Genomic DNA, 21,333 nt, shown 5'->3' on the forward strand with positions numbered 1-21,333 from the left:
CCGCGGCCGGCCCGCATACGTCGCGGTCATCGCTTCACGCTGCCCAGCAGCAGGCCTTGCAGGTAATAGCGCTGCAGCGCCAGGAACAGCGCCAGCACCGGCAGCACGGTGACCACCGAGCCGGCCATCATCAACTCGGTATCGCGCGCATGCTCGCGTGACAGCGAGGCCAGCCCGATCGACAGCGTGTAGTGATCCTGCCCGGTCAGCACGATCAGCGGCCACATGAAATCGTTCCATGCGGTGAGGAAGGTGACGATCGCCAGCGTGGCGATCACCGGCCGCAGCAGCGGCAGCACGATCTGCACGAAGATGCGCGCCTCGCTGGCGCCGTCGATGCGCGCCGCCTCCAGCAGTTCGCGCGGAATCCCGCGCGCGTACTGGCGCACCAGGAAAATGCCGAACACGCTCGCCATGGCCGGCAGCACGACGCCGGCATAGCTGTTGACCAGGCCCAGGTATTTCAGCAGCAGGAACAGCGGCAGCATCGCCACCTGCGCCGGAATCACCAGGGCGCCGAGCAGGCCGCGGAACAGCAGCGTGCGGCCGGCGAAGCGCAGCTTGGCGAAGGCGTACCCGGCCATCAGGTTGAACGCCAGCGACACCAGCGTGATCGCGCCGGACACCCCCAGGCTGTTGAGCAGGTAGCGGCCCATGCCGGCGCGCAGGAACAGCGTGCGGTAGTTCGCCAGCGTGGGGTGTGCCGGCAGCAGCGGCGGCGGCAGGGCGCCACTCTCGCCCGGGTGCATCAGCGACACCGAAGCCATCCAGGCCAGTGGAAACAGCGCCATCGCCGCGGCGCCGACGAGCGCGACGTGGACCAGCACCTTGCCGGTGCGCGGACTCATGCGCGCTCGCTCGCGTCGTCGTGGTTGCGCGCCAGGTACAGCATGGCCGCGGTCACCGCGAACATCACCAGGAACAGCAGAAAGGCCACCGCCGAGGCCGAGCCGAGGTTCCACCAGGTGAATCCCTCGTCGTACATCAGGTAGAGCACGCTGACCGTGCTCTGCAGCGGACCGCCTTCGGTCATCACGTAGGGCTCGGCGAACAGCTGGAAGTACCCCGAGACGGTGAGGATCGCCACCATCAGTGCCGTCGGGCGCAGCATCGGCAGGGTGATGTGGCGCAGCTGCCGCCATGGCGAGGCGCCATCGATGCGGGCGGCCTCGTACAGCTCGCCCGGAATCGCCTGCAGCCCGGCCATGAAGATGATCATGTTGTAGCCGAAGTTCTTCCACACCGCGAAGGCGATGATCGTGGGCATCGCCCAGCGCGGGTCGCCGAGCCAGTCGACTGGCCCGATGCCGAGCTGCCCGAGTACCCCGTTGACCACGCCGTAGCGCGTGTTGAACAGGTAGCGCCAGATCAGCGCGACCGCCACCACCGTGGTCACCACCGGTGCGAACAGCGCGGTGCGGAAGAACGCGCGCGCGCGGGTCAGCGGTGAGTTCAGCAGCAGCGCGGCGCCCAGCGAGGCGGCCACCGACAGCGGCACGCCCACCGCCACGAAATACACGGTGTGTCCCAGCGCCGACCAGAACAGCGGCCGGTGCAGCAGCGCCCAGTAGTTGTGCAGGCCGACGAAGCGCAGGTTGTGCACGTCCGCCAGCGCGTAGAGGTCGTAGTCGGTAAGGCTGAGCGCCAGCGCGCCGAGCACCGGCAGCAGGAAGAACACCGCCAGCACCGCCAGCGCGGGAGCCAGGAACAGCCACGCGGCGCGCGGCGGATTCACGGCGTGGCCTCGCGCCGCGCGAGCACCCACCGGCGCTTGGCCAGGATCGCGTCCACGCGCCGGTCCAGCTCGACACAGGCCGCGTCGATGGTGAGCTCGCCGGCGATCGCCCGTGCCGCCACCAGCTGCATCTCGTTGGCGATGCGCTCCCACTCCGGCACCGGCGGCGTCGGCCGCACGTGTTCGAGTTGCCGGCGGAACGCCTGCGCCTTGGGATCGCGGCTGAGCGCGCCTTCGGACCACGCGCTGCGTCGCGGCGGCATGTCGCCCAGCAGCGCATAGAAACGACGCTGCACCGCCGGCTCGGACAGGTATTCGATCAGCGCCCAGGCGGCCGCCTTGTGCTGCGACGCCCGCACGATCACCAAGCTGGCGCCGCCGGCCGCGCCCGCGCCGCGACCATCCGGGCCGGGCAGCGGTGCGGTGGCCCAGGCGTCCTGCTGCGCGGCCGGCAGTCGGTGGCGAAACTCGCCGATGTTCCAGGGCCCGGAAAAGTAGAACGCATAGGTGCCGCGGCCGAATTCCTGCCACGGGTTGCCCGCTTCCACATTGGTGATCGCCGGTGCCTGGTGCAGACGGAAGGTGTCGACATAGAACGACAAAGCGCGGCGGAACCCGGCGCTGCGGAAGTTGCCGTAGCGGTTGCCGTCGCGCAGCAGCGGCGTGTCCTGCTGCAGCGCCAGCGACATCAGCTGCTCGTACTCGTTGGTCGGCAGCAGGATGCCGTAGCGGTGTGCGGCCGGATCGCTGAGCGCCGCGAGCATGCGCCGCCATTGCGCCCAGTCCTGCGGTGGCTGGTCGAAGCCGGCGGCGGCGAGCAGGTCGCGCCGGTAGAACAACAGCCGGGTGTCGACGTACCAGGGCACGCCGTACAGCGTGCCGTCGACCATGTTGGTAGCCCAGATGCTGGCGAAGTAGTCATCCGGCTGCACCACCGCCGAGCGCGTCACGCGCGACTGCAGCGGCTCCAGCGCGTGCAGCGCGGCCAGCTCCGGCAGCCAGGTGTTGCCCAGCTGCATCAGGTCGGGCATCGAGCCGCCCGCATAGGCGGTGAGCACCTTCTGGTGCGCGGCGCTCAACGGCAGCTGCTGCAGCCGCACGCGGATCTGCGGGTGCGCGCGCTCGAACGCCGGCAGCAGGGCCTGCACCGCCTCGCCTTCGCCGCCGAAGGTCCAGAACTCGAGTGTTTGGGTGGCCGGCGCGCGAGCCTGGCAGCCGCCGAGTGCGAGCAGCGCCACCCCCGCGATGCCGCGCATCCACCGGCCGATGCGAAACACCGGCCGATGCCGCGCCACGCAACCGGGTACGCGCGGCACCGGCAGCAGCAGGCGCTGGCGCGCGGCGGCCGTCACGGCGTGGCCGTCGCCTCGTCGAGCCAGCCGCCGGTGAAGCCGGCGCGCTCGAGCCCCTTGCGGATGTACGCGTTCTTCTTCATCACGCTCCAGACGAAGCCACTGCGCCAGTTGGCGATCATCAGCAGGATCGGCCCTTGGTCGATGCCGAGCTGTTCGTCATCTACCCAGCCCAGGTCCGGCACCAGTTTGCCCGTACGCAGCTCGGTCTGGGTGTGGAAGCTGGGGTTGAAGGCGTCGACGAAGCCGTACTGGTCATAGATGTGCTTGCCGTAACGCCGCTTCATTTCGGCCAGCGCGGGGATCACGATCTCCGGCGCAAAGGCGATCGAGCCGCCGGCCGCCGTCGGCGCGATGGTGCCGTCGTCGGAGATGTAATCCAGCCCGGCCCCCCGCGCGGTGTAGCCCTCGAACTTCTTCTCGCCCTGTGCGCTCTTGACGATGAAGCCGCCCGGGCCGTTGCTGGCGGTCAGGCCCCACACGTTCTTGCCGTAGCCGGTCCAGCCGCCGGGGTTGGCGATGGCGTAGTTGCGCTGGCTGTAGGTGGCGCGGCGGCCGTTCTCGAAGTAGTCGAGGTTGTGCTGGCGGTTCCAGTCGTCGCGGATGCCGCGGAAATCGATCCAGGCTTCGGTGTACTGGTGCCCGAACAGCGGCGCGAAGTTAAGGAAGGTCTGGCCGTAGAAGCGGCCCCAGGTGGTGTCGTTGGTGGACGACCAGGCCTTCCACGCCACCGGGTCGACCGGGTGGGTGGGCGAGCCCAGTGCCAGGATGTAGACCAGCTTGCCCTCGTTGTAGCCCTTCCAGTCAGCCGGAATGAACTTGCCGCCGGGGGTCCAGCCCATCGAGATCAGCGGCGGGCGTGCCTGCATCCACGGCCACTCCACCGCGCGGTAGATCGCGTCGGCCAGTGCGCGGATCTGCTCTTCCTCGGCCGTGGCGCGGTCGTAGTACGACTGCGCGAACAGCACGCCGCCGAGCAGCAGCGTGGTGTCCACGCTCGACAGCTCGGTCCAGCGCCCTTCGCGCTTGCCCGTCTGCATGTCGAGGAAGTGATAGAAGAAGCCGTGGTAGCCGGCTGCGTCGTCTTCGCTGGCGTTCTGCGGCGCGTCGTGGAAGAACTTCAGTGTGGCCAGCGTGCGCTGTACCGCCTGCTCGCGCGTGATGTAGCCGCGCTCCACGCCGATGCCGTACGCGGTGAGGCCGAAGCCCACCGCGGCGATGCTCGAGAACGACTCGCCCGGGTAGTGGTCCGGCACCATCCCGGTGACCGGATCGGCGCTGTCCCAGAACCAGCGGAACGTGCGCTGCTCCAGGTCGTCCACCATCGCCTGCTGGGCGGCGCTGGGGCGGTAGGCGGGAGCGGCACCGCCCGCCGCGGCGCGGGCCGGCGCCGCGCACGCGCCGGCGAGCACCAGCGCCGCGGACGCGGCAGTGGTGCAAAGGGTTTTCACGACAGCAGGGAACATGGCGTACACACTCGCATGGCTACGGGGGAACACGGGCCTTGCCGGCCCGCCAACGCCGTGGGGACGGCGCGATGCCGGCGCGATCGGGTGCGCCAGCGAAAGATCAGGCGGCGATCGCTGCATCCGCCGGGGGCGCCTGGCAATAGCGGGCGATGAACGCCTCGTGTGCCGGCATCGCGTCGACGCAGTCGCCCACCACGCGCTGCACGTGCTGCATGAACGCGGCCAGCTCGTGCGGCGGCAGCTGGTCGACCAGCGGGTGATAACGCTCCGGCACGATGCCCTGGCCGATCATCACCTGCACCCAGCTGACCAGCGCGAACATCTCTTCACCCTCGCGGAAGAACCGCCCGCTGTCGCGGAACAGCGCAATGTTCTCCTTCAGCGAGGCGGGGATGTCCATCGCGCGGCACTGGTTCCAGAACGGCGTGTCGCTGCGCCGGGTGGCGTGGTAATGCAGGATCAGGAAGTCGCGGATGCGCTCGCACTCGAACCGCGTCTGCGCGTTGTAGCGCTCGATCAGCACGGGGCTGAAGTCCTGCCGCGGAAACAGGTTCAGCAGTCGCGAGATGCCCGACTGGATCAGGAAGATGCTGGTCGACTCCAGCGGCTCCATGAAGCCGCTGGCCAGGCCCAGTGCCACCACGTTGCGGTCCCACGCCTTGCGCCGCAGGCCGGTGGTGAAGCGCAGCGGGCGCGGGTCGCCCAGCGCCTTGCCGTCGAGGTTGGCGAGCAACGTGGCCGCCGCCTCGTCATCGCCGACGTGCGCGCTGGAATACACGTAGCCGTTGCCGGTGCGGTGCTGCAGCGGAATGCGCCACTGCCAGCCGGCGGCGCGGGCGGTGGAGCGGGTGTACGAGGTGGGCGGGCCCACCTTCTCGCAGGCCACCGCCAGGGCGCGGTCGCAGGGCAGCCAGTGGGTCCAGTCGTCGTAGCCGGCGTGCAGCGTCTGCTCGATCAGCAATCCGCGGAAGCCGGAGCAGTCGATGAACAGCTCGCCCTCAATCGCCTCGCCGCTCTCCAGCACCACCGCCTGCACGTAGCCGTCGCCGGCACGCTGGCGCACCTGCGCAATCTTGCCTTCGATGCGGTGCACACCGCGTGCCTCGGCAAACTCGCGCAGCATGCGCGCGTAGCGGCCGGAGTCGAAGTGGTAGGCGTAGGCGACGTTCGCCAGCGGCGAGCCGGGCGGCGCGTCGCTGGCCGAGGCCATGAACTTGCCGCGCGGTGCCGCCAGCGTGTTGAGGGAATACTCGCCCAGGTCCGCCGCCAGCCCCAGCTGCGCCGCGCGAACCCAGTACTGGTGAAAAGGCAGCAGGCCGAGCATGCGGCCCAGGTCGCCGAAGCCGTGGATGTAGGAGTCGCCCAGTTGGCCCCAGTCGTTGAACTGGATGCCCAGCTTGAACGTGCCCTGGACGCGCCGCACGAACTCGATCTCGTCGATCCCGAGCAGGTTGTTGAACAGCTTCAGGTGCGGCACGGTGGCCTCGCCCACGCCGACCGTGCCGATCTCCTCCGACTCGACCAGCCGGACCGCGTATTCCGGCCCCAGCACCTTGGCGAACGCCGCCGCGGCCATCCAGCCGGCGGTACCGCCGCCGACGATCACGATGTTCTTGATGCGCGAATCGCTCATGCCGCACCCGCAAGAAAAGCGGCGCGGCCAGGCCGCGCCGGGAGAAAAGTTGGCACCGCGGATGCATCGATCCGCGGTGCCGTATCGACACCTAGAACTTCATGCCCACTTCGAACTTGAACGTCCGCGGGACGAAGGTGATGTTGCCGGTCGGGTTGTAGCGGGTCTGCAGCACATAGGGCGATGCGCCCGCGGGGATCTGGTAGATCAGGTCGTTGTAGTTCCTGAAATTGAACACGTTGAGCACGTCGAAGCGCCCATACAACGTGACGCCGTGGCCCAGCTCGAAGTTCTTGGTCGCCTGGAAGTCCACGTCGCGGTAACCGAAGATCTTCGGCCCGACCAGGAAGCGGCCGCTGCCTTCGGGGGTACCGGCGATCGGCGTGCAGGTGCTGCCGGTGGCGAAGACGTATGGTCCGTAGCAGGCGGTGGTGTTGCCGGGCGTCGGCGTCGCCAGTGTCAGCTTGACCGACATCGTGATGTCCCACGGCCCGTCGACCACCCCGGTGGCGACCAGGCGATGGCGCGGGGCCGCATTGGAGTCGATGAACGGGTAGTTCCCGAGCGTGGCCTCGTCGAACGAGTAGTGCTCGCCGATGTCCCGGTTCTGGGTGGCGCTGGTGTAGGTGTATGAGAACGTGGCGCCCCAGCCGGATTCTTGGTCATACGGCTTGTTGGCCGACAGCAGCAGCTGGGTGGTGCGTGTCTCGATGCCGTTGTTGCCCACGATCAGCGCGCCGAAGCCCGGCACGCCGTTGCCCCACGGCTGACTGCCGCCCTGGAAGAAATCGCCGTTCGGATAGCGGTTGCCCAAGGTGAAGCCGAAGCCGTCGTAGCTCAGCACGCGCGCCAGCGTGGCGTCGGTCTGCCACTCGCCGATGCGGTTCGACATGCCGATGCTGAACTGGTCCGAGTGCGGCGCCTTGAGGTGGTTGTTGAGCACGTCCACTTCGGTGCCGGCATTGCTCGACGCGAGCAGCGCCTGCAGGTTGGGCAGGCCGTTGAGGTAGCTCGGGTCCCAGTCGTAGCAGGCGTCCGGGTTGGAGCCCCGATGGCAGTTGCCGGTAGCAGGATCACGGAAGTACACCGTGTACTGCGGCAGCGCCGCCTTGGTGGTCTCCAGCTGCAGGTAGTCGAACAGGTTGCGGTCGTAGGCGCGGCCGACGCCGCCATGGATCACGTGCGCCTCGTCGTTGTTGAGGTCGTACGAGAAGCCCAGGCGGGGCTGCCACTCGCCCTTGAAGTTCTTCCGGTTGTGGCCGTTGCTGATGTAGTCGTTGACGTTGATGCCACCCAGCGCCAGCGCCTGGGCATAGGTCTGCCCGGCCGGCGCGTTCGGGTCGGGGTTGGGGCTGTTCAGCGCGTCGATCACGTTCTGCGGCGTGACGAAATCGGTGTACGCGGGGTTTTTCTCGTAGTCCCAGCGCACGCCGAGATTCAGCGTGAGCTTGTCGTTGACCGCCCAGTCGTCCTGCACGTAGATGCCGAACTGCTTGGCCTTGGTCTCGACCGTCGGGCTGAGCCCGAGCCCGGTCACGGGCTTGGTGAAGAATGCCTTGTAGGGAATCGCGCTCACGCCGCCGGCGGTGACGTCGTAGTAGAACTGCGGATTGATGTCGGCCGCGTCGGCGGCGGTGAGGGTGATGTCCTTGTACTTGAAACCGGTCTTGACGACGTGGTCGCCGTTCCACTCCAGATCGTTGAAGGTGAGGTCGTCCTGGATCGACGGTCCCTTCTGGCCCTTGTTCTGGGTCGACAGCGGATTGGCCGCGCCGGTGGCGACGATGGTCGGGTCGGAGTCGGGCAGCGGGTAGGTGTACACCACGCCGTTGCCGAGGTTGTTGGCGACCGGGGCGTTGAACGCGTCCTCGTGGGTCAACAGCAGCTCGTTGAAGTACGCCTCGCCGCTGTGCTGCCAACGCAGCACGTAGCGCTTGTCGTCGTTCTTGGTCTTGTACGCCGCAGACGCCGAGGTGGGACCGCCGATACCGCCGGTCTGGTTCTCCTTGCGGATCTGCGCGCTCAGCTCGAAGCGGTCGCGGTCGGTCGGCTCCCAGTCGATCTTGCCGAAATACAGGTTTTCCTCGAACGGCAGGTTCGACGGTCCGAGCTGAGCGGCCGCATCGGCCGGCAGGTACGGCACGCCCGGAATGGCATTGGCGTCCGGCACCACCGTGATCGGCGTATTGAAGCGCTTCGCCTCGTAGGTGCCGAAGAAGTGCATCTTGTCCTTGATGATCGGTCCGCCGATGGCGAAGCCGTACTCCTTCTCCTCAGACTCGGTCTTGCGGTCGGCTGCCTCCTCCGCCGGGGTGCGCTCGCGGAATGCGTCGTTGGTGTAGCGACCGAATACCTCGCCGTGGAACTCGTTGGTACCGGACTTGGTCTGCGCCGTCACCGCTGCCGAGGAGATCTGGTCGTACTCGGCCTTGTAGTTGGAGGTGATCACCTTGTACTCGCCGATCGCCAGCTGCGGGAACGGATTGCCCTGGCTGCCGATCTGGCCGCTGATGCCGCCTTCCTTGACGTAGCTCTTCTGGCCGACGCCGTCGATGTAGACGTTGGTGGAGCTCTTGTTCTGCGCACCGCCGCGCAACGTGGTGTTGCCGTTGGAGCTGACCTCGAAAATCATGCCCGGCACGGTGTCGGCGAACTCCAGGAAGTTGCGCGAGATCTGCGGGATGGTGTCGATCTGATGCTGCGAGACGGTGCCGCCGACTTCCGGCGTACGCACTTCCTGCAGCGTGGTGGCCGAGACGGTGACTGCGCCCATCGTGGTGGCATTGGCGGCCGACGCCGGTGCCGCCGCGCCCGCCGCGGCGGCTTCCAGGTTGAGCGTGGAGGTTGAAGCCACCGTCAGGGTGACCGCCTTCTGCGTCCCCGGGCCGGCGTCCACCTGGTACGTGCCCGGTTGCAGGCCGGTCAACGTATAGCTGCCGTCGGCGCTGGCGGTGGTGCGGCGGGTCGTACCGGTGGCGGGGTTGAACGCCGTGACCTGCGCATTGGGCGGCGCATTGCCGCGCAGCGTGGCGTAGGCGGACTGGCTCCATGCCGTCGATGGCGCCGCGCCGATCGCCACGATGCTGGTGGCGATGACGCTGGCGAGCAGCTTTCTCTTCAATTGCAGTGGAGCCTTCATGTCGACCCTCCCAAAGGATGTTTTTATTGATTGCCCTGAGCGGGCTTCAGGTGGTGGCAGCGGGTGGCAACCCTCGCGCGCCGCAGCTGTCGCGGACCACGATTTCGCAGCCGAGGGTGTCGGCTGATACGGGGGTCTGGTCGGATGCATCCAGCAGCGCGGCCAGTCGCTCGAGCGCACTTCGCCCCAGGTCCACGATGCGCACGCGCACCGTGGTCAGCGGCGGCGAGACGTAACGGGTCACCGGGATATCGTCGAACCCGGTCACCGCCATCTCGCGGGGAATATCCAGACCGGCTTCCTTCAGCGCATAAAGGCAGCCGATCGCCATCATGTCGTTGCCCGCGAACACCGCCTGCGGCCGCCGTGCCTGGGCCAGCAGCTGGCGGCCCGCGCGGTAGCCGGCCTCTTCGGTGAAGTCGCCCGGAATCACCTGGGCCAGCCCGTCCGGAGCCAGCTCCGCCATGGCGCTGCGGTAGCCGTGTTCGCGCTGCTGCGCATCGAAATTGCCCTCGGGACCGCCGATGAAGGCAATGTCATGCAGGCCGCAGTCGACCAGGTGACGCACCATGGCGCGGGCGCCGGCTTCGTTGTCGATGTTCAGCACGCTGTAGTGCGGGCTCCGCACGGCGCTGTTGAGCAGCACGGTCGGTAGCGACTCGGGCAGGTTGGCCTGCAGGAACGGCAGGTCTGCGCGCGAGGAAAGGATCAGCATGCCGTCGACGCGGCCACGCATCGCCTGCAGGGCCGCGGCCGCGTCCTCGACGCCGTCGTGCGAGCTGGACACCAGCAGATGCAGCCCGCGTGCTCGCGCCGCCTGGTCGATACCGCGGATCAGCTCGGAGAAGAACTCGCCATACAGGTCTGGCAGCAAGGCGCCAATGGTGTGCGTGCGCCGGGTGATCAGGCTGCGGGCGGCGCTGTGTGGCACGTAGCGCAGCCGCGCGGCGACCTCGCGGATGCGCCGCTCGGTCTCGGCCGTGACACCGCCGCTGCCGTTGAGCGCGCGCGACACCGAGGCGACCGACACCTTGGCCTCGCGCGCCACGTCTTTGATGGTCACCGTTGTCACGAATCCGGCCCTTTGGTCCGCGCCGACCCCAGCGCTGGGCGGAACGTAAACGTTTTCATGGAAGTTTGTAAAGCTTTTGGAAATCAGCGATTTGTTGCGCTGCGGGATGATTCGTCAGGCGTTGACACCGTGCTCACGCAAGGCCGCCCGGGTGATGCGATTTCGGCGGCCGTCGACGCAGTGCCTCTATTCCTGCGGTGCAACAAGCAGGAGCCACCCGACAAGCGCCTGTCCCGGGTCACCAGCCCCTCAAGCCGGCAAACAGCACGCCGATAGGTCTGTGCAGCGACCCCATCGCACAAATGCACACCGAACGCCCCATCAGAGCACCGCATCACGAAAATTTAAGATTCCGCTTGCACGCGGTTAAATTTAAATTAATCTAAGCGCAGACAAGCGGCTGTATGGTGAACCTCCGGTTCTCATCACAACCTGTCATCAACCTACTGATTATCCAGCCATGATTGCCCTCACTACCGCGGCCTTGCTCGCCCTTGCCGGTTTCGCCGGCGCGGTGCGCCGCGTTCCACCCGGTCAGGTCCACAGCCTGTATCGCCTTGGCAAGCCGCGGCGGCTGCTGCAGTCCGGGACCCACTGGGTGTTGCCGGGGCTCGACCGCATCGGGCACCGGATCGATCTGGCGGGCCAGACGCTGCGCTTCGAGCAGGCACAGGCCGATCAGCGCGAGTGGCGCGGCACGGTGTACTGGCAGGTGCTGGAACCGGAGCGGGCCGACGCGGTGATCGAGCAGGCGGTGCAGCTGATCCGGCACGGCGCGCTGGAAGCGCTGCGGGGCGAGGCGGACGATGCCGGCGCCGATCGTCGCGCCATCGGCACCCGCCTGAAGCAGGCACTCAACGGCTCGCTTCGCGAGCGCGGCATGATGGTGACCCGGGTCGATCTGGAGCTCGCGTAGCCAGTTGATCTTGCGCAGGCCCGGCCCGAGAGCCGCCGCGCCAGGGGAGGCGTTGTTACCAGCCCGCTTCGGCGGGTTTTCTTTTGCGTCGGCAGCGCCCGATACTCCGCGGCCCGCCGTCCCGCCACACGGAAATCGAGATGACCGAGCGCACCGTCCTCCAATCGCAGCTCGAACAGGGCATTGCCGCGCTCGGCTTGCGCCTGCCCGACGACGCGGTGGCGCGGTTGCTCGATTACCAGGCGCTGCTCGAGCGCTGGAACGCGGCTTACAACCTCACCGCCGTGCGCGACCCGGCCGAGATGGTCACGCGCCATTTGCTCGACTCGCTGGCGATCCTGCCTCACGTCAGCGGCAAGACCCTTGCCGACCTCGGTACCGGCCCGGGCCTGCCCGGCATCGTGCTGGCCCTGGCCGCCCCGGGCCGGGAGATCCTGCTGGTGGACTCCAACGGCAAGAAGGTGCGCTTCCTGCGCGAGGCGATCCGTTCGCTCAAGCTCGAAGGCGTGCGTGCGGTGCAGTCGCGGGTGGAAGACGTCACCGGTCAGTTCGACTGCATCACCGCGCGTGCGTTCGCCAGCTTCGCCGACATGCTCGGCTGGGGCGGGCACCTGCTGGCGCCGGGCGGGCGCTGGCTGGCGATGAAAGGGCGCCGCCCCGACGAGGAGCTTGCCGGCGTGCCGGCGGGCTTTGCCCTGCGCGCCATGCACGTGCTGCAGGTACCGGGGCTGGAGGGCGAGCGCCATCTGGCGGTGCTGACGCACGCGGACGCAGCCGTCGCCTGAATGGGCCTGCATGCCCGAAGCAGTCGCCCCGGCGACGGTGCGGCCCGGCGGCCTGCTAATCTAACTTTCCTTTTCGACCGCGAACGGTAGCGACGACACCATGGCCCGCATCATCGCTGTCGCCAACCAGAAGGGTGGCGTCGGCAAGACCACCACCGCCGTCAACCTCGCCGCCTCGCTGGCCGCGGCCAAGCGCAAGGTGTTGCTGGTCGACCTCGATCCGCAGGGCAACGCCACCATGGCCTCGGGCGTGGACAAGCGCGAGGCGCGGCCCAACGGCTGCGAAGTGCTGATGGAAGAGGCGCCGATCGAACAGGCCATCGTCGCCACCGAGGCGCAGTACGACCTGCTGCCGGGCAATGGCGACCTCACCGCCGCGGAGCTCAAGCTGATGGACCAGCTCGCGCGCGAAAGCCGCCTCAAGGAGCAGCTGGCGAAGGTGTCCGATCGCTACCAGACGATCCTGATCGACTGCCCGCCGTCGCTGCACCTGCTCACCCTGAACGCACTTACCGCAGCGCACGGCCTGTTGATCCCGGTGCAGTGCGAGTACTTCGCGCTCGAAGGGCTCTCCAGCCTGCTCGACACGGTGCGTGCCGTGCGCCAGCGGCTGAACCCGACGCTGGAGATCGAAGGCCTGCTGCGCACCATGTACGACGTACGCAACAACCTCGGCAACGAGGTGTCCGCCCAGCTCACCCAGCATTTCGGCGACAAGGTGTTGCGCTCGATCATCCCGCGCAATGTGCGCCTTGCCGAGGCACCCAGCCACGGCCAGCCCATTCATCTGTACGACCGCAGCTCGCGCGGCGCGATCGCCTATATCGGGCTCGCCGGCGAGATCATCCGCCGCGAGCGCGGCGCCCAGGCGGCGCTCGCCGCGTTGGCGGACATGCACGACGATCCCGCCTCCGCGCAGGCCGTCGCGGTCAATCTTCACCAGGAGTAAGCATGGCCGCGAAAAAGCGTGGACTCGGACGCGGGCTCGACGCCCTGCTCGGCGGCGGCGACGACGCCGGCACGCCATCGGTGATCGACCAGGAGGGCGAGCTGCGTACGCTGCCGATCCAGCAGATCCAGCCGGGCAAGTACCAGCCGCGCCGGCACTGGAACGACGAGGCGCTGGACGAACTGGCGGCGTCGATCAAGGCGCAGGGCCTGATCCAGCCGGTGGTGGTGCGCGCACTCGGCAAGAACAGCTACGAGCTGATCGCCGGCGAGCGCCGCTGGCGTGCCGCGCAGCGCGCGCAGATGAGCGAGATCCCGGCGCTGGTGAAGGACGTGCCCGAGGTCGCCGTGCCGGCGATGGCGCTGATCGAGAACATCCAGCGGCAGGACCTCACGCCACTGGAAGAGGCCGATGCGCTGAAGCGGCTGATCGACGATTTCGACCTCACCCACCAGCAGGCCGCCGACGCCGTGGGCCGCTCGCGCGCCTCGGTCTCCAACCTGCTGCGCCTCACCGATCTGCCCAACACGATCAAGAAGCTGCTCGACGAGGGCAAGCTGGAGATGGGCCACGCCCGCTGCCTGCTCACCCTGCCCGAACGCGAGGCCGAGTCGCTGGCGCTGGAAGCGGCCCGCAACGGCTGGACCGTGCGCGAGCTCGAAGAGGCCGCGCGCAAGGCGCAGACCGCACCCAAGGGCAAGGCGAAACGCGAGCCGTCGCGTGACCCCAATGTCGCCGACCTGGAGCGCGAGCTGGCCGAGCGCTTCGCCACCCGCGTGGAGCTGGCGCAGGGGCGCGGCGGCAGGGGCAAGCTGGTGATCCACTACCACAGCAACGACGAGCTCGAGGGCATCCTCGGCAAGATCCGCTGAGCATGCCGCCAGTCGCCGGCGGCGCGGCTGCGTGAGCACGGCGTCACGCCTGCAGCAGTAAGCACGCGCCAGTGGGTGCACGGGGCGCCGTCGCGCCATCCAGCGCGGCCCGCGCGCTTGGGCGATAATCGCGCGCTCAGCCCTATTCCGGACCGGCTCCCATGCCCCAGCTCTCCGTCGTCGTTCCCGTGTTCAACGAGCGCGACAACATCCCGCCGCTGCTCGCCGAGATCGCCGCCGCGCTGCGCGGCCAGGTCGACTACGAGGTGATCTACGTCGACGACGACTCCACCGACGACAGCCGTGCCGTGCTGACCGCGCAGAAGGCGCAGCATCCGGAGCTGCGCGTGCTGCATCACGTGGCCCGGTCCGGCCAGAGCACCGCCGTCTGGAACGGCGTGCGGGCGGCGCAGTCGCCCTGGATCGCCACGCTGGACGGCGACGGCCAGAACGATCCGGCCGATATCCCCAAGCTGCTAGCCGCACGTACCACCGCGGCGGCGGATGTGCGCTTGTTTGCCGGCTGGCGCACCACGCGGCGCGACAGCTTCAACAAGCGCATCTCGTCCAAGGTGGCCAATGCGGTCCGCTCGCGCATGCTCAGGGACGCTACCCCGGACACCGGCTGCGGGCTGAAGCTGTTCGAGCGCGAGGTGTTCCTGCGCCTGCCCTACTTCGACCACATGCACCGCTACCTGCCGGCGCTGGTCAAGCGCGCCGGCTTCCAGAGCCAGAGCGTGCCGGTGGGCCATCGCCCGCGCACGGCGGGCAGTTCCAAGTACGGCATGCTCGACCGCCTGTGGGTCGGCCTGGCCGACCTGCGCGGCGTGGCTTGGCTGATGCGCCGCGGCAAGGTCACCGCGGTCGAGGAGCTCTAGCAGTCCAGCCGCTGCCCGGCGCATGGCGCCGACACGCGACGTTGGCGTCCGGGCGCGTAGGCTCGGCGCATTTTCCCGGCGCGGAGCAGCGCATGGGCCTTACGGTAAAACGGATCTACCAGCCCGCCGCGCCCGATGACGGCGTACGCGTGCTGGTGGACCGCCTGTGGCCGCGCGGGGTGAGCAAGGACGCGGCCGCGCTGGACCAGTGGCTGCGCGAGGTGGCGCCCTCGCCGGCGCTGCGGCGCTGGTTCAACCACGAGCCGGCGCGTTGGGAGGCGTTCCGCCACCGCTATGCCGCCGAGCTCGACGACCTCGCCGAGTACTGGCGACCGCTCGCGACCCAGTCGCTGCACCGCCAGGTGACGCTGCTCTATGGCGCGCGCGATGACGAGCACAACCACGCCGTGGCGCTGAAGATCTACCTGGAACGCTGGCTGCAGGCACACGGGCCGCGTTGAGGCCCCGCGTCATGGCTCCTGCGTGGCCGGCACGGTATCGGCGCCGCTCCAGTTCGCGAGCGCCAGCCGGGTCCGCTCGCGGCCCAGCTCGATCAGCTCGCGGGCACGATAGAACTCGTACGCGGTGGAGAGGTTGCGCGGCATCTGGATCAGCAGGTCCGGCGCGTATGCCGCCAGGCGCAGGCGCGACAGGTTCGACTGCATCAGGTCCATCGACTGGTTGAGCAGGTCCAGCGCGCCCAGCTCGGCCGGCCGCGGCTCGCCTGCGCCCGGCCGTAGCCGGCTCAGCCATCCACCCACGCGGCTGTGGTAGCTCTCGTCGTCCTCGGCCACCAGCTCCTGCACCCGGACGGTCTCCGCCGGGCCGTCCACGCTGACCGCAAACACGTGATCGGCGCGCTCGCGTATCAGCGGCGTGACCGGCACCGGGTTGAGCAGCGCGCCGTCCAGCAGCAGGCGACCGTCGATGCGATGCGGGCGGAAGATCGTGGGGATGGCGATGGACGCGCGAATCGCGTCGAACAGCGAGCCGCGAGTCAGCCACACCTCGCGCTCCCGCTCCAGGTCGGTGGCGACAGCGGTGAATGCCAGCGGCAGCTCCTCGATCGAGACATCGCCGATCAGCTCGCGCAGGGTGCCGATCAGCTTTTCGCCCTTGATCAGGCCGCCGCCGGAGAAGGTCCAGTCCAGCAGCCGCAGCACGTCGAGCCGGGCCAGCGTGGAGACCCAGTCGCGATAGACGTCCAGTTTGCCCATCGCATAGATGCCGCCGATCAGCGCGCCCATCGAACTGCCGGCAAGCGCCACGATCTCGAAGCCGGCGGCCTCGATCTGCTCGATCGCCCCGATGTGCGCCAGCCCTTTGGCGCCGCCGGCGCCCAGCGCCAGCGCCACGGTGGGCCGGCTCGCGCGGGACCGGACCGGGGCATCAGCAGCACCGGGTGCAGGGTTTTCGGATCGGGCGGATGTCTCGGCCATGGCGGCTCGCGTGCGGTGGAGGAGCGCCATAACATTGTGCAAACGCCCCGATTCCGTACGATGCCAGAAAGGTGTGAAGGCAGCGACCGCCGCGGGATCGGGCCGCGCCCTGGCCGCCCCCGGCCGGCCGGCCGCACCGACGTCTCTCCAGGAACAGCACGATGCAACCGAGCACCAGACGACCGCCGCCGGCGGCTGCCACTGTCCGTCCTGCGCGCGGGGTCGTTGCATGACCTGGCAGGCCTGGGCGACGGTGGCGGTCATCGTGGCGGCGATGGCGCTGTTCGCCAGCGAAAAGGTGCGCATCGACCTGGTGGCGCTGATGGCACTCGCCGCGTTGGTGATCCTGGGCGTGGTCAGTCCGGCCGAGGCGCTGAGCGGATTCAGCAACGAGGCCACGGTCACCGTGGCGGCGATGTTCGCGCTCAGCATGGGCATCGAACGTTCCGGCGCGCTGGAGCCGCTCAGCCGGTTGCTGATGAAGATCAAGCGGCCGTGGCTGCTGACCCTGGCGATGATGCTGGCGATCGCGCCGCTGGGCGCCTTCATCAAGAACATCGCGCTGGTGGCCACGTTCCTGCCGCTGGCGTTGAAGGTGTGCCAGCGCACCGGCACGTCGCCCGGCCGCGTGCTCATGCCGATGGCCTTCGCGGCGCAGATGGGTGGCGTGTGCACGCTCATCGGCACCTCCTCCAACCTGCTGGCCGACACCCTGGCGCAGAAGCACGGCATGGCGCCGTTCGGGGTGTTCGAGTTCACCCCGATGGGCGCGCTGCTGGCGGTCGTCGGCATGGTCTACCTGATGGTGATCGGCCGCTGGCTGCTGCCGCGCCAGACCCACACCGACATGCCGGTGGAAGTGGACATCGGCAAGTACGTGACCGAGCTGGAAGTCACCGAGCAGTCGTCGTTGCTGGGCAAGAGCATCGCCGACGCCAGCCTCGGTGAACGCTACGGCGTGTACCCGCTGGAGCTGCTGCGGGGCGAGCGCCGCATGTGGTCCCCGCGATCGCAGCAGATCGCCCAGGGCGACGTGCTGCTGGTGCGCGGGGACTGGGAGAAGATCGAGGAATTCCGCCGCCAGACCCACCTGCGCAACGCCCCGGACGGCCACTACGCGCATGCCGACGACCGCCCGCGGGTGATGGCCGAGATCATGGTCGCGCCCGCCAGTCCGCTGGAAGGCCGGCGTTTCGGCGAGACCGGCATCGGCTGGCGCTACGACGCCGTGGCGCTGGCGATCCACCGCCGCGGCCAGGTGCTGCGCGAGAAGCTCAGCGACGTGTCGCTTGCGGTCGGCGACGTGCTGCTGGTGCTGGTGGCGGAAGAGGCCATGGCCAACCTGCGCAACGACGAGTCCTTCATTGTGCTCAGCGAGCGCGAGAAGGCGCCGCACACGCCGCGCAAGGCGTTCTACGCGGTGGCGATCATGGCAGCCGTGGTGGTGGTGTCGGGGCTGCGCTGGCTGCCGATACCGATCGCGGCGATTTGCGGCGCCACCGCGATGGCGCTGGCCGGCTGCTTTGGCCGTAAAGACGTCTACGAAGGCATGGACTGGAAGATCATTATCCTGCTCGGCGCGATCCTCCCGTTGGGCGTGGCGATCGAGAAGAGCGGGCTGTCGACGGCGGTGGTGCACATGGGCATGGCTGTCGTCGGCAGCCACGGTCCGCTGGCTGGCCTGCTGATGATCTACCTACTCACGGCGCTGCTCACCGAGCTGATGGGCCACAACCCGTCGGTGGTGCTGATGGTGGGCATTGCCGCGTCGGTGGCGCAGGCGCTGCACGTGGATCCGCGCCCGTTCGTGGTGGCGGTGGCATTTGCCGCGGCGACCTCGTTCGCGACCCCGGTCGGCTACCCCACCAACACCATGGTGTACTACGCAGGCGGTTACCGCTTCACCGACTTCATGAAGGTCGGCATTCCACTGATCCTGTTGTTCTGCGCCCTGTCGATGTGGCTGATTCCGCACTTCTGGCCGTTCCAGGCGGTAGCGCACTGAGGCGACGCCGCTCGCACCGTTGCTGAAGCGAAGAACACGCGGGTGCGCCAAACGTGCCCGCTGCCGAGGACGTCTCGCGGGACCGCAACGCGACGCAGCGGCTCAATCGCAAGGCTTACCGGCCGTACCCGGTCAGCGCCAGCTGCAGCGAGATCTTCATCTCCTCGCGCAGCGGCAGCGGCGCCACGATCTCCGCGTCCGGCCCGTACTTGAGCACGTCCATCAGCAGCTCGCGCGAGTTGGAGTACGGCACCTGCAATTCGTAGCGCCCGTCGGGCAGCCACTCGCCCTTCTGCTGCGAGTGCCAGTGTTCGTCGGCCACCCAGCGCGCCGCGTGCTGGGAGAAGCGGATGGTCGCCCACGCCTTGGGCTTGCCCGCAAAGATGCCGTAGCTGGAGGAAAGCAACTCGTTGAGGTCGGCCTCGGCCACGTCGATGGCGGCCGCGTCCAGCGCATGCGGCTCGACGATGCGGTCCACCGCGAAGCTGCGCAAGGCCTCGCGGTCGTGGTCCCACACGTCCAGGTACCAGTTGTCGCGGTAGTGGGTGAGCCGCTGCGGCGAGACCGTGCGCTTGCTGTCGGCATTGGTGGTGCGCGCGCGGTAGCGGAAGCGCAACTGCTTGCGCTCCAGCACGGTGCCGGCGGCGATGCGGAACACCTGCTGGTCGAGCTTGCGCTCGCCCCAGGGGATGACCCGGATGCGCTCGATCGGCAGCGCCTTGCCGCTGCCCTGGTCGGACAGCAGCCCTTCGATGCGGGCCTTGAACGGCGCCAGCGCACCGGCCAGCACACCCGGCCCGCTGCGACCGATCAGCTCGTTGAGGGCCAGCAGCGCCGCCAGCTCGTCGGAGGTGAGCCAGAGCCCCGGCAGTTCGAAGCGCTCGCCCTCGCCGACCTCGTAGCGGAAGGCAGCCTGCTCGCCGCCACCGCTCTCGATGGGCGCGCCCAGCGCGTCGCGCAGGAACGCGATGTCGCGGTAGAGCGTGGCGCGCGAGCACTCCAGCTCGTCCATCAGGCGCGGCAACGGCACCGGGTAGTGCGCCGACTTCAGCAGGCGGTGGAGAGTGAGAATGCGCTCGTAACGGTCCATGGCATATCGTCGGCGGGAGGCGTTGTGTAGCATGGGCACGCCTCGAAGCGGCCGCAAGCCCACAGCAGTGGCCGCGTTCGATCATGACGCCTTCCCCGCGCCCGCCTTCGCCTCCCCGGACGACGACACCTTGACGCAAGCAACGCGTGCTACGCCGGATACCGGCATTTCCGACGCCTCGCCTGACAGCGGCCGCGTCCGCCAGCGCATGCTGGCGGTGACGCTGCGCACGTGGTCCGACGCCGGCTACGGCCTGTGGGCGCTGCAGGGCCTGGCACTGGCCGTCGGCATTTACCGCCACGGACGCGGCGAGTCGCTGGTACCACTGGCGCTGGGGACGCTGTTCGTCAGCGCCGGCCTGATACTGGCGTGCGTGCGCAGGCCGGGCCTGCCTCCCTGGCACGGCTGGTATCCCGGGCGCAGTGCGTGGCCGCCGCGCGAGGCGCTGATGGCGCTGGCGGTCTATCTGCCGCTGCTTGCGGTGGCGGGCCTCACCCGGGGCGACAACAGTTTCTGGGCCACCCGCGTGGCTGGCGCCGTGCTCACCCTGTGCAGCGTCGGCATGCTCTACGGCAGCCCCCGCCGGGCGCCTGGTGAATCCGCGCGCTCACCTTCGCGCAACAGCCTGGCGATGGATCGACTGCTGGCCGGGCTGTATGGCGGCGGCCTGTGGCTGTGGCTGTGCGTTGCCGCCGATCGCAACCGGCTGGGACCGGCCGAGGCCGCCCATCAGCCCTGGCTGCTGATCCTGCTGGTGCTGGCCCTGCTGCTGGGTCTGCTCGAAGGCATGCGCTGGCACGTGTTGCGGCCGGGGCAGGGCGAGGGCGCCGCACGTGCACGGAGTTCGCTCCTGGGCGCCCGTTTCGTCGCCGCCTTGCTCACTTATGCCGTGCCCTGCACCGCGCTGCTGCTGGCCGATCGCTGGCAGGTGAGCGGCTGGATGGCGCTGCTCGCCGCCCTGTGCGGCGTGGCGGGCCGATCGCTGGAGCAGCGACTGCACGCTCGCGCCAGCGCGGCGTCCGCTCCCCTCGCCGCCACGGTCTGATCGCGCCCGTTTTTTTGCGGGCGCAGTTCACTGGTCGTTCAACGCGGGCCGCTATGGTAGCCGGCGACATTTGCTTAACAATTGGATCCAGCTTCGATGAAAAACACGTCTCTCGCCGTCTTGTTCGTTTCTGCCCTTGCCGCTGGCGGCACCCACGCCCAGGAGGTCGCGATCGACCCCTCCGGTGCGCCAACCAACAGCGGCTGGAGCGGCTCGGGCGAGTTCGGTTTTGCGTCCGCACGCGGCAATTCCCGCTCGGAAAACCTCAACGCCAAGCTCGGCCTGACCCAGGAGAACGAGCTGTGGAAGAACAACTTCTTCCTCAACGGCCTGCGCTCCAAGGGCGAGGTGTCGGTGGTCGACGCCAATGGCAACACGGTCAGCCAGTTCAGCACCACGGCCAACCGCTACGAAGGTGGTGCGTCGGTGGGCTACAAGCTCGACCCGCGCAGCTACATCGTGGGCGCGGGGCGCTATGAGCACGACGACTTTGGCTCCAACCTCTGGCAGAGCACCGTGTCGCTCGGCTACGGGTACATCGCGTTGAAGAATCAGCGCACCGAGCTGTCGTTCGAAATCGGCCCCGGCTACAAGCGCTATCGCCCGGCCGACGAGTTGCAGGATGTCGGCGGCGTGACCGTGCCGGTGCGCCAGGAGACGGTAGGCGAGGGCGTGGCGCGTGGCCTGGTCAACTACAAGTACCGGCTTACCGACAACACCGCGTTCGAGGACACGCTGCTGCTCGAAGCGGGTTCGAAGAACAAGTACTACCAGAACGACGCCGGCCTCTCGGTCAGCATGACCAAGAAGATGGCGCTCAAGCTCGGCTTCCAGGTGCGCTACAACAGCGACACGCAGCCGGGCACGCAGAGCACCGATACGCTCACCACCACCAACCTGGTCTACAACTTCTGAGCCGCGTTGCGGCTCCGGGTCGATGAACGAAAAGGCCGG

18 protein-coding genes are annotated in these 21,333 nt (G+C 68.5%); 9 read left to right on the forward strand and 9 right to left on the reverse strand.

Going from position 1 to position 21,333, the window contains the following annotated elements; all coding sequences use genetic code 11:
* Positions 1–26: 26 nt before the first annotated feature.
* The 7 genes from VFG40_RS17380 to VFG40_RS17410 form a co-directional block, all read right to left on the reverse strand.
* The gene (locus tag VFG40_RS17380) at positions 27–848 is read right to left on the reverse strand and encodes a carbohydrate ABC transporter permease (RefSeq protein WP_324899882.1); all 822 of its coding nucleotides are present in this window, start codon (positions 846–848) and stop codon (positions 27–29) included.
* On the reverse strand, positions 845–1,735 hold the full coding sequence (locus tag VFG40_RS17385) for a carbohydrate ABC transporter permease (protein ID WP_324899884.1): 891 nt from the start codon (positions 1,733–1,735) through the stop codon (positions 845–847). Before VFG40_RS17385 ends, VFG40_RS17380 begins: the two co-directional genes overlap by 4 nt.
* Complete coding sequence (locus tag VFG40_RS17390) at positions 1,732–2,991, reverse strand: sugar ABC transporter substrate-binding protein (protein WP_324899972.1); 1,260 nt, start codon at positions 2,989–2,991, stop codon at positions 1,732–1,734. The genes VFG40_RS17385 and VFG40_RS17390 overlap by 4 nt, the downstream gene beginning before the upstream one ends.
* Positions 2,992–3,083: 92 nt before the next feature.
* Positions 3,084–4,553, reverse strand: a complete 1,470-nt coding sequence (locus tag VFG40_RS17395; RefSeq protein ID WP_324899886.1) for a glucoamylase family protein — start codon at positions 4,551–4,553, stop codon at positions 3,084–3,086.
* Positions 4,554–4,656: 103 nt separating this feature from the next.
* A complete protein-coding gene (locus VFG40_RS17400) occupies positions 4,657–6,189 on the reverse strand; it encodes a tryptophan halogenase family protein (RefSeq protein ID WP_324899888.1) in 1,533 nt (510 codons plus the stop codon).
* A 91-nt stretch (positions 6,190–6,280) separates the two neighbouring features.
* Positions 6,281–9,328: a TonB-dependent receptor gene (locus VFG40_RS17405; protein WP_324899890.1), complete on the reverse strand. Its 3,048-nt coding sequence runs from the start codon at positions 9,326–9,328 to the stop codon at positions 6,281–6,283.
* 46 nt (positions 9,329–9,374) lie between these two features.
* Positions 9,375–10,400, reverse strand: coding sequence for a LacI family DNA-binding transcriptional regulator (locus VFG40_RS17410; RefSeq protein WP_324899892.1), 1,026 nt, complete (start codon positions 10,398–10,400; stop codon positions 9,375–9,377).
* Between the two features lie 460 nt (positions 10,401–10,860).
* Between VFG40_RS17410 and VFG40_RS17415 the strand changes: the two genes are divergently transcribed.
* The 6 genes from VFG40_RS17415 (at position 10,861) to VFG40_RS17440 (ending at position 15,261) form a co-directional block, all read left to right on the forward strand.
* Positions 10,861–11,316 (forward strand): SPFH domain-containing protein, encoded by a 456-nt coding sequence (locus VFG40_RS17415; RefSeq protein ID WP_324899894.1) that lies wholly within the window; start codon positions 10,861–10,863, stop codon positions 11,314–11,316.
* Between the two features lie 140 nt (positions 11,317–11,456).
* The gene (gene rsmG, locus VFG40_RS17420) at positions 11,457–12,101 is read left to right on the forward strand and encodes a 16S rRNA (guanine(527)-N(7))-methyltransferase RsmG (RefSeq protein ID WP_324899896.1); all 645 of its coding nucleotides are present in this window, start codon (positions 11,457–11,459) and stop codon (positions 12,099–12,101) included.
* 100 nt (positions 12,102–12,201) lie between these two features.
* Positions 12,202–13,050, forward strand: coding sequence for a ParA family protein (locus tag VFG40_RS17425; RefSeq protein WP_324899898.1), 849 nt, complete (start codon positions 12,202–12,204; stop codon positions 13,048–13,050).
* Positions 13,051–13,052: 2 nt separating this feature from the next.
* Entirely contained in the window at positions 13,053–13,922 is an 870-nt protein-coding gene (locus VFG40_RS17430) for a ParB/RepB/Spo0J family partition protein (RefSeq protein ID WP_324899900.1), read from the forward strand.
* Positions 13,923–14,083: 161 nt separating this feature from the next.
* Complete coding sequence (locus tag VFG40_RS17435; RefSeq protein ID WP_324899902.1) at positions 14,084–14,800, forward strand: glycosyltransferase family 2 protein; 717 nt, start codon at positions 14,084–14,086, stop codon at positions 14,798–14,800.
* A gap of 92 nt (positions 14,801–14,892) precedes the next feature.
* Positions 14,893–15,261: a DUF488 domain-containing protein gene (locus tag VFG40_RS17440; RefSeq protein ID WP_324899904.1), complete on the forward strand. Its 369-nt coding sequence runs from the start codon at positions 14,893–14,895 to the stop codon at positions 15,259–15,261.
* Positions 15,262–15,270: 9 nt separating this feature from the next.
* Here the strand turns inward: VFG40_RS17440 and VFG40_RS17445 are convergent, their stop codons facing one another.
* Entirely contained in the window at positions 15,271–16,239 is a 969-nt protein-coding gene (locus tag VFG40_RS17445) for a patatin-like phospholipase family protein (protein WP_324899907.1), read from the reverse strand.
* 229 nt (positions 16,240–16,468) lie between these two features.
* Here VFG40_RS17445 and VFG40_RS17450 point away from each other — a divergent pair, with 229 nt between their 5' ends.
* On the forward strand, positions 16,469–18,244 hold the full coding sequence (locus tag VFG40_RS17450; RefSeq protein WP_324899909.1) for an SLC13 family permease: 1,776 nt from the start codon (positions 16,469–16,471) through the stop codon (positions 18,242–18,244).
* Positions 18,245–18,359: 115 nt separating this feature from the next.
* Here the strand turns inward: VFG40_RS17450 and VFG40_RS17455 are convergent, their stop codons facing one another.
* A complete protein-coding gene (locus VFG40_RS17455; RefSeq protein ID WP_324899911.1) occupies positions 18,360–19,334 on the reverse strand; it encodes a helix-turn-helix transcriptional regulator in 975 nt (324 codons plus the stop codon).
* Between the two features lie 31 nt (positions 19,335–19,365).
* Between VFG40_RS17455 and VFG40_RS17460 the strand changes: the two genes are divergently transcribed.
* Together VFG40_RS17460 and VFG40_RS17465 are read left to right on the forward strand one after the other, a co-directional pair.
* On the forward strand, positions 19,366–20,379 hold the full coding sequence (locus VFG40_RS17460; RefSeq protein ID WP_324899913.1) for a hypothetical protein: 1,014 nt from the start codon (positions 19,366–19,368) through the stop codon (positions 20,377–20,379).
* A 96-nt stretch (positions 20,380–20,475) separates the two neighbouring features.
* Positions 20,476–21,294, forward strand: coding sequence for a DUF481 domain-containing protein (locus tag VFG40_RS17465; protein WP_324899915.1), 819 nt, complete (start codon positions 20,476–20,478; stop codon positions 21,292–21,294).
* Positions 21,295–21,333: the final 39 nt, after the last annotated feature.

Origin of the sequence: Dyella sp. (assembly GCF_035685805.1) — a bacterium.
Taxonomy (GTDB): Bacteria; Pseudomonadota; Gammaproteobacteria; order Xanthomonadales; family Rhodanobacteraceae; genus Dyella_A.

What these genes read in the sequence shown, in the direction of transcription:
- VFG40_RS17380 (WP_324899882.1), bottom strand. Translation starts at nt 848, where the DNA reads ATGAGTCCGCGCACCGGCAAGGTGCTGGTCCACGTCGCGCTCGTCGGC.
- VFG40_RS17390 (WP_324899972.1), bottom strand. Translation starts at nt 2,991, where the DNA reads ATGCGCGGCATCGCGGGGGTGGCGCTGCTCGCACTCGGCGGCTGCCAG.
- VFG40_RS17395 (WP_324899886.1), bottom strand. Translation starts at nt 4,553, where the DNA reads ATGTTCCCTGCTGTCGTGAAAACCCTTTGCACCACTGCCGCGTCCGCG.
- VFG40_RS17400 (WP_324899888.1), bottom strand. Translation starts at nt 6,189, where the DNA reads ATGAGCGATTCGCGCATCAAGAACATCGTGATCGTCGGCGGCGGTACC.
- VFG40_RS17405 (WP_324899890.1), bottom strand. Translation starts at nt 9,328, where the DNA reads ATGAAGGCTCCACTGCAATTGAAGAGAAAGCTGCTCGCCAGCGTCATC.
- VFG40_RS17415 (WP_324899894.1), top strand. Translation starts at nt 10,861, where the DNA reads ATGATTGCCCTCACTACCGCGGCCTTGCTCGCCCTTGCCGGTTTCGCC.
- rsmG (WP_324899896.1), top strand. Translation starts at nt 11,457, where the DNA reads ATGACCGAGCGCACCGTCCTCCAATCGCAGCTCGAACAGGGCATTGCC.
- VFG40_RS17425 (WP_324899898.1), top strand. Translation starts at nt 12,202, where the DNA reads ATGGCCCGCATCATCGCTGTCGCCAACCAGAAGGGTGGCGTCGGCAAG.
- VFG40_RS17430 (WP_324899900.1), top strand. Translation starts at nt 13,053, where the DNA reads ATGGCCGCGAAAAAGCGTGGACTCGGACGCGGGCTCGACGCCCTGCTC.
- VFG40_RS17435 (WP_324899902.1), top strand. Translation starts at nt 14,084, where the DNA reads ATGCCCCAGCTCTCCGTCGTCGTTCCCGTGTTCAACGAGCGCGACAAC.
- VFG40_RS17440 (WP_324899904.1), top strand. Translation starts at nt 14,893, where the DNA reads ATGGGCCTTACGGTAAAACGGATCTACCAGCCCGCCGCGCCCGATGAC.
- VFG40_RS17445 (WP_324899907.1), bottom strand. Translation starts at nt 16,239, where the DNA reads ATGGCCGAGACATCCGCCCGATCCGAAAACCCTGCACCCGGTGCTGCT.
- VFG40_RS17450 (WP_324899909.1), top strand. Translation starts at nt 16,469, where the DNA reads ATGACCTGGCAGGCCTGGGCGACGGTGGCGGTCATCGTGGCGGCGATG.
- VFG40_RS17455 (WP_324899911.1), bottom strand. Translation starts at nt 19,334, where the DNA reads ATGGACCGTTACGAGCGCATTCTCACTCTCCACCGCCTGCTGAAGTCG.
- VFG40_RS17460 (WP_324899913.1), top strand. Translation starts at nt 19,366, where the DNA reads ATGGGCACGCCTCGAAGCGGCCGCAAGCCCACAGCAGTGGCCGCGTTC.
- VFG40_RS17465 (WP_324899915.1), top strand. Translation starts at nt 20,476, where the DNA reads ATGAAAAACACGTCTCTCGCCGTCTTGTTCGTTTCTGCCCTTGCCGCT.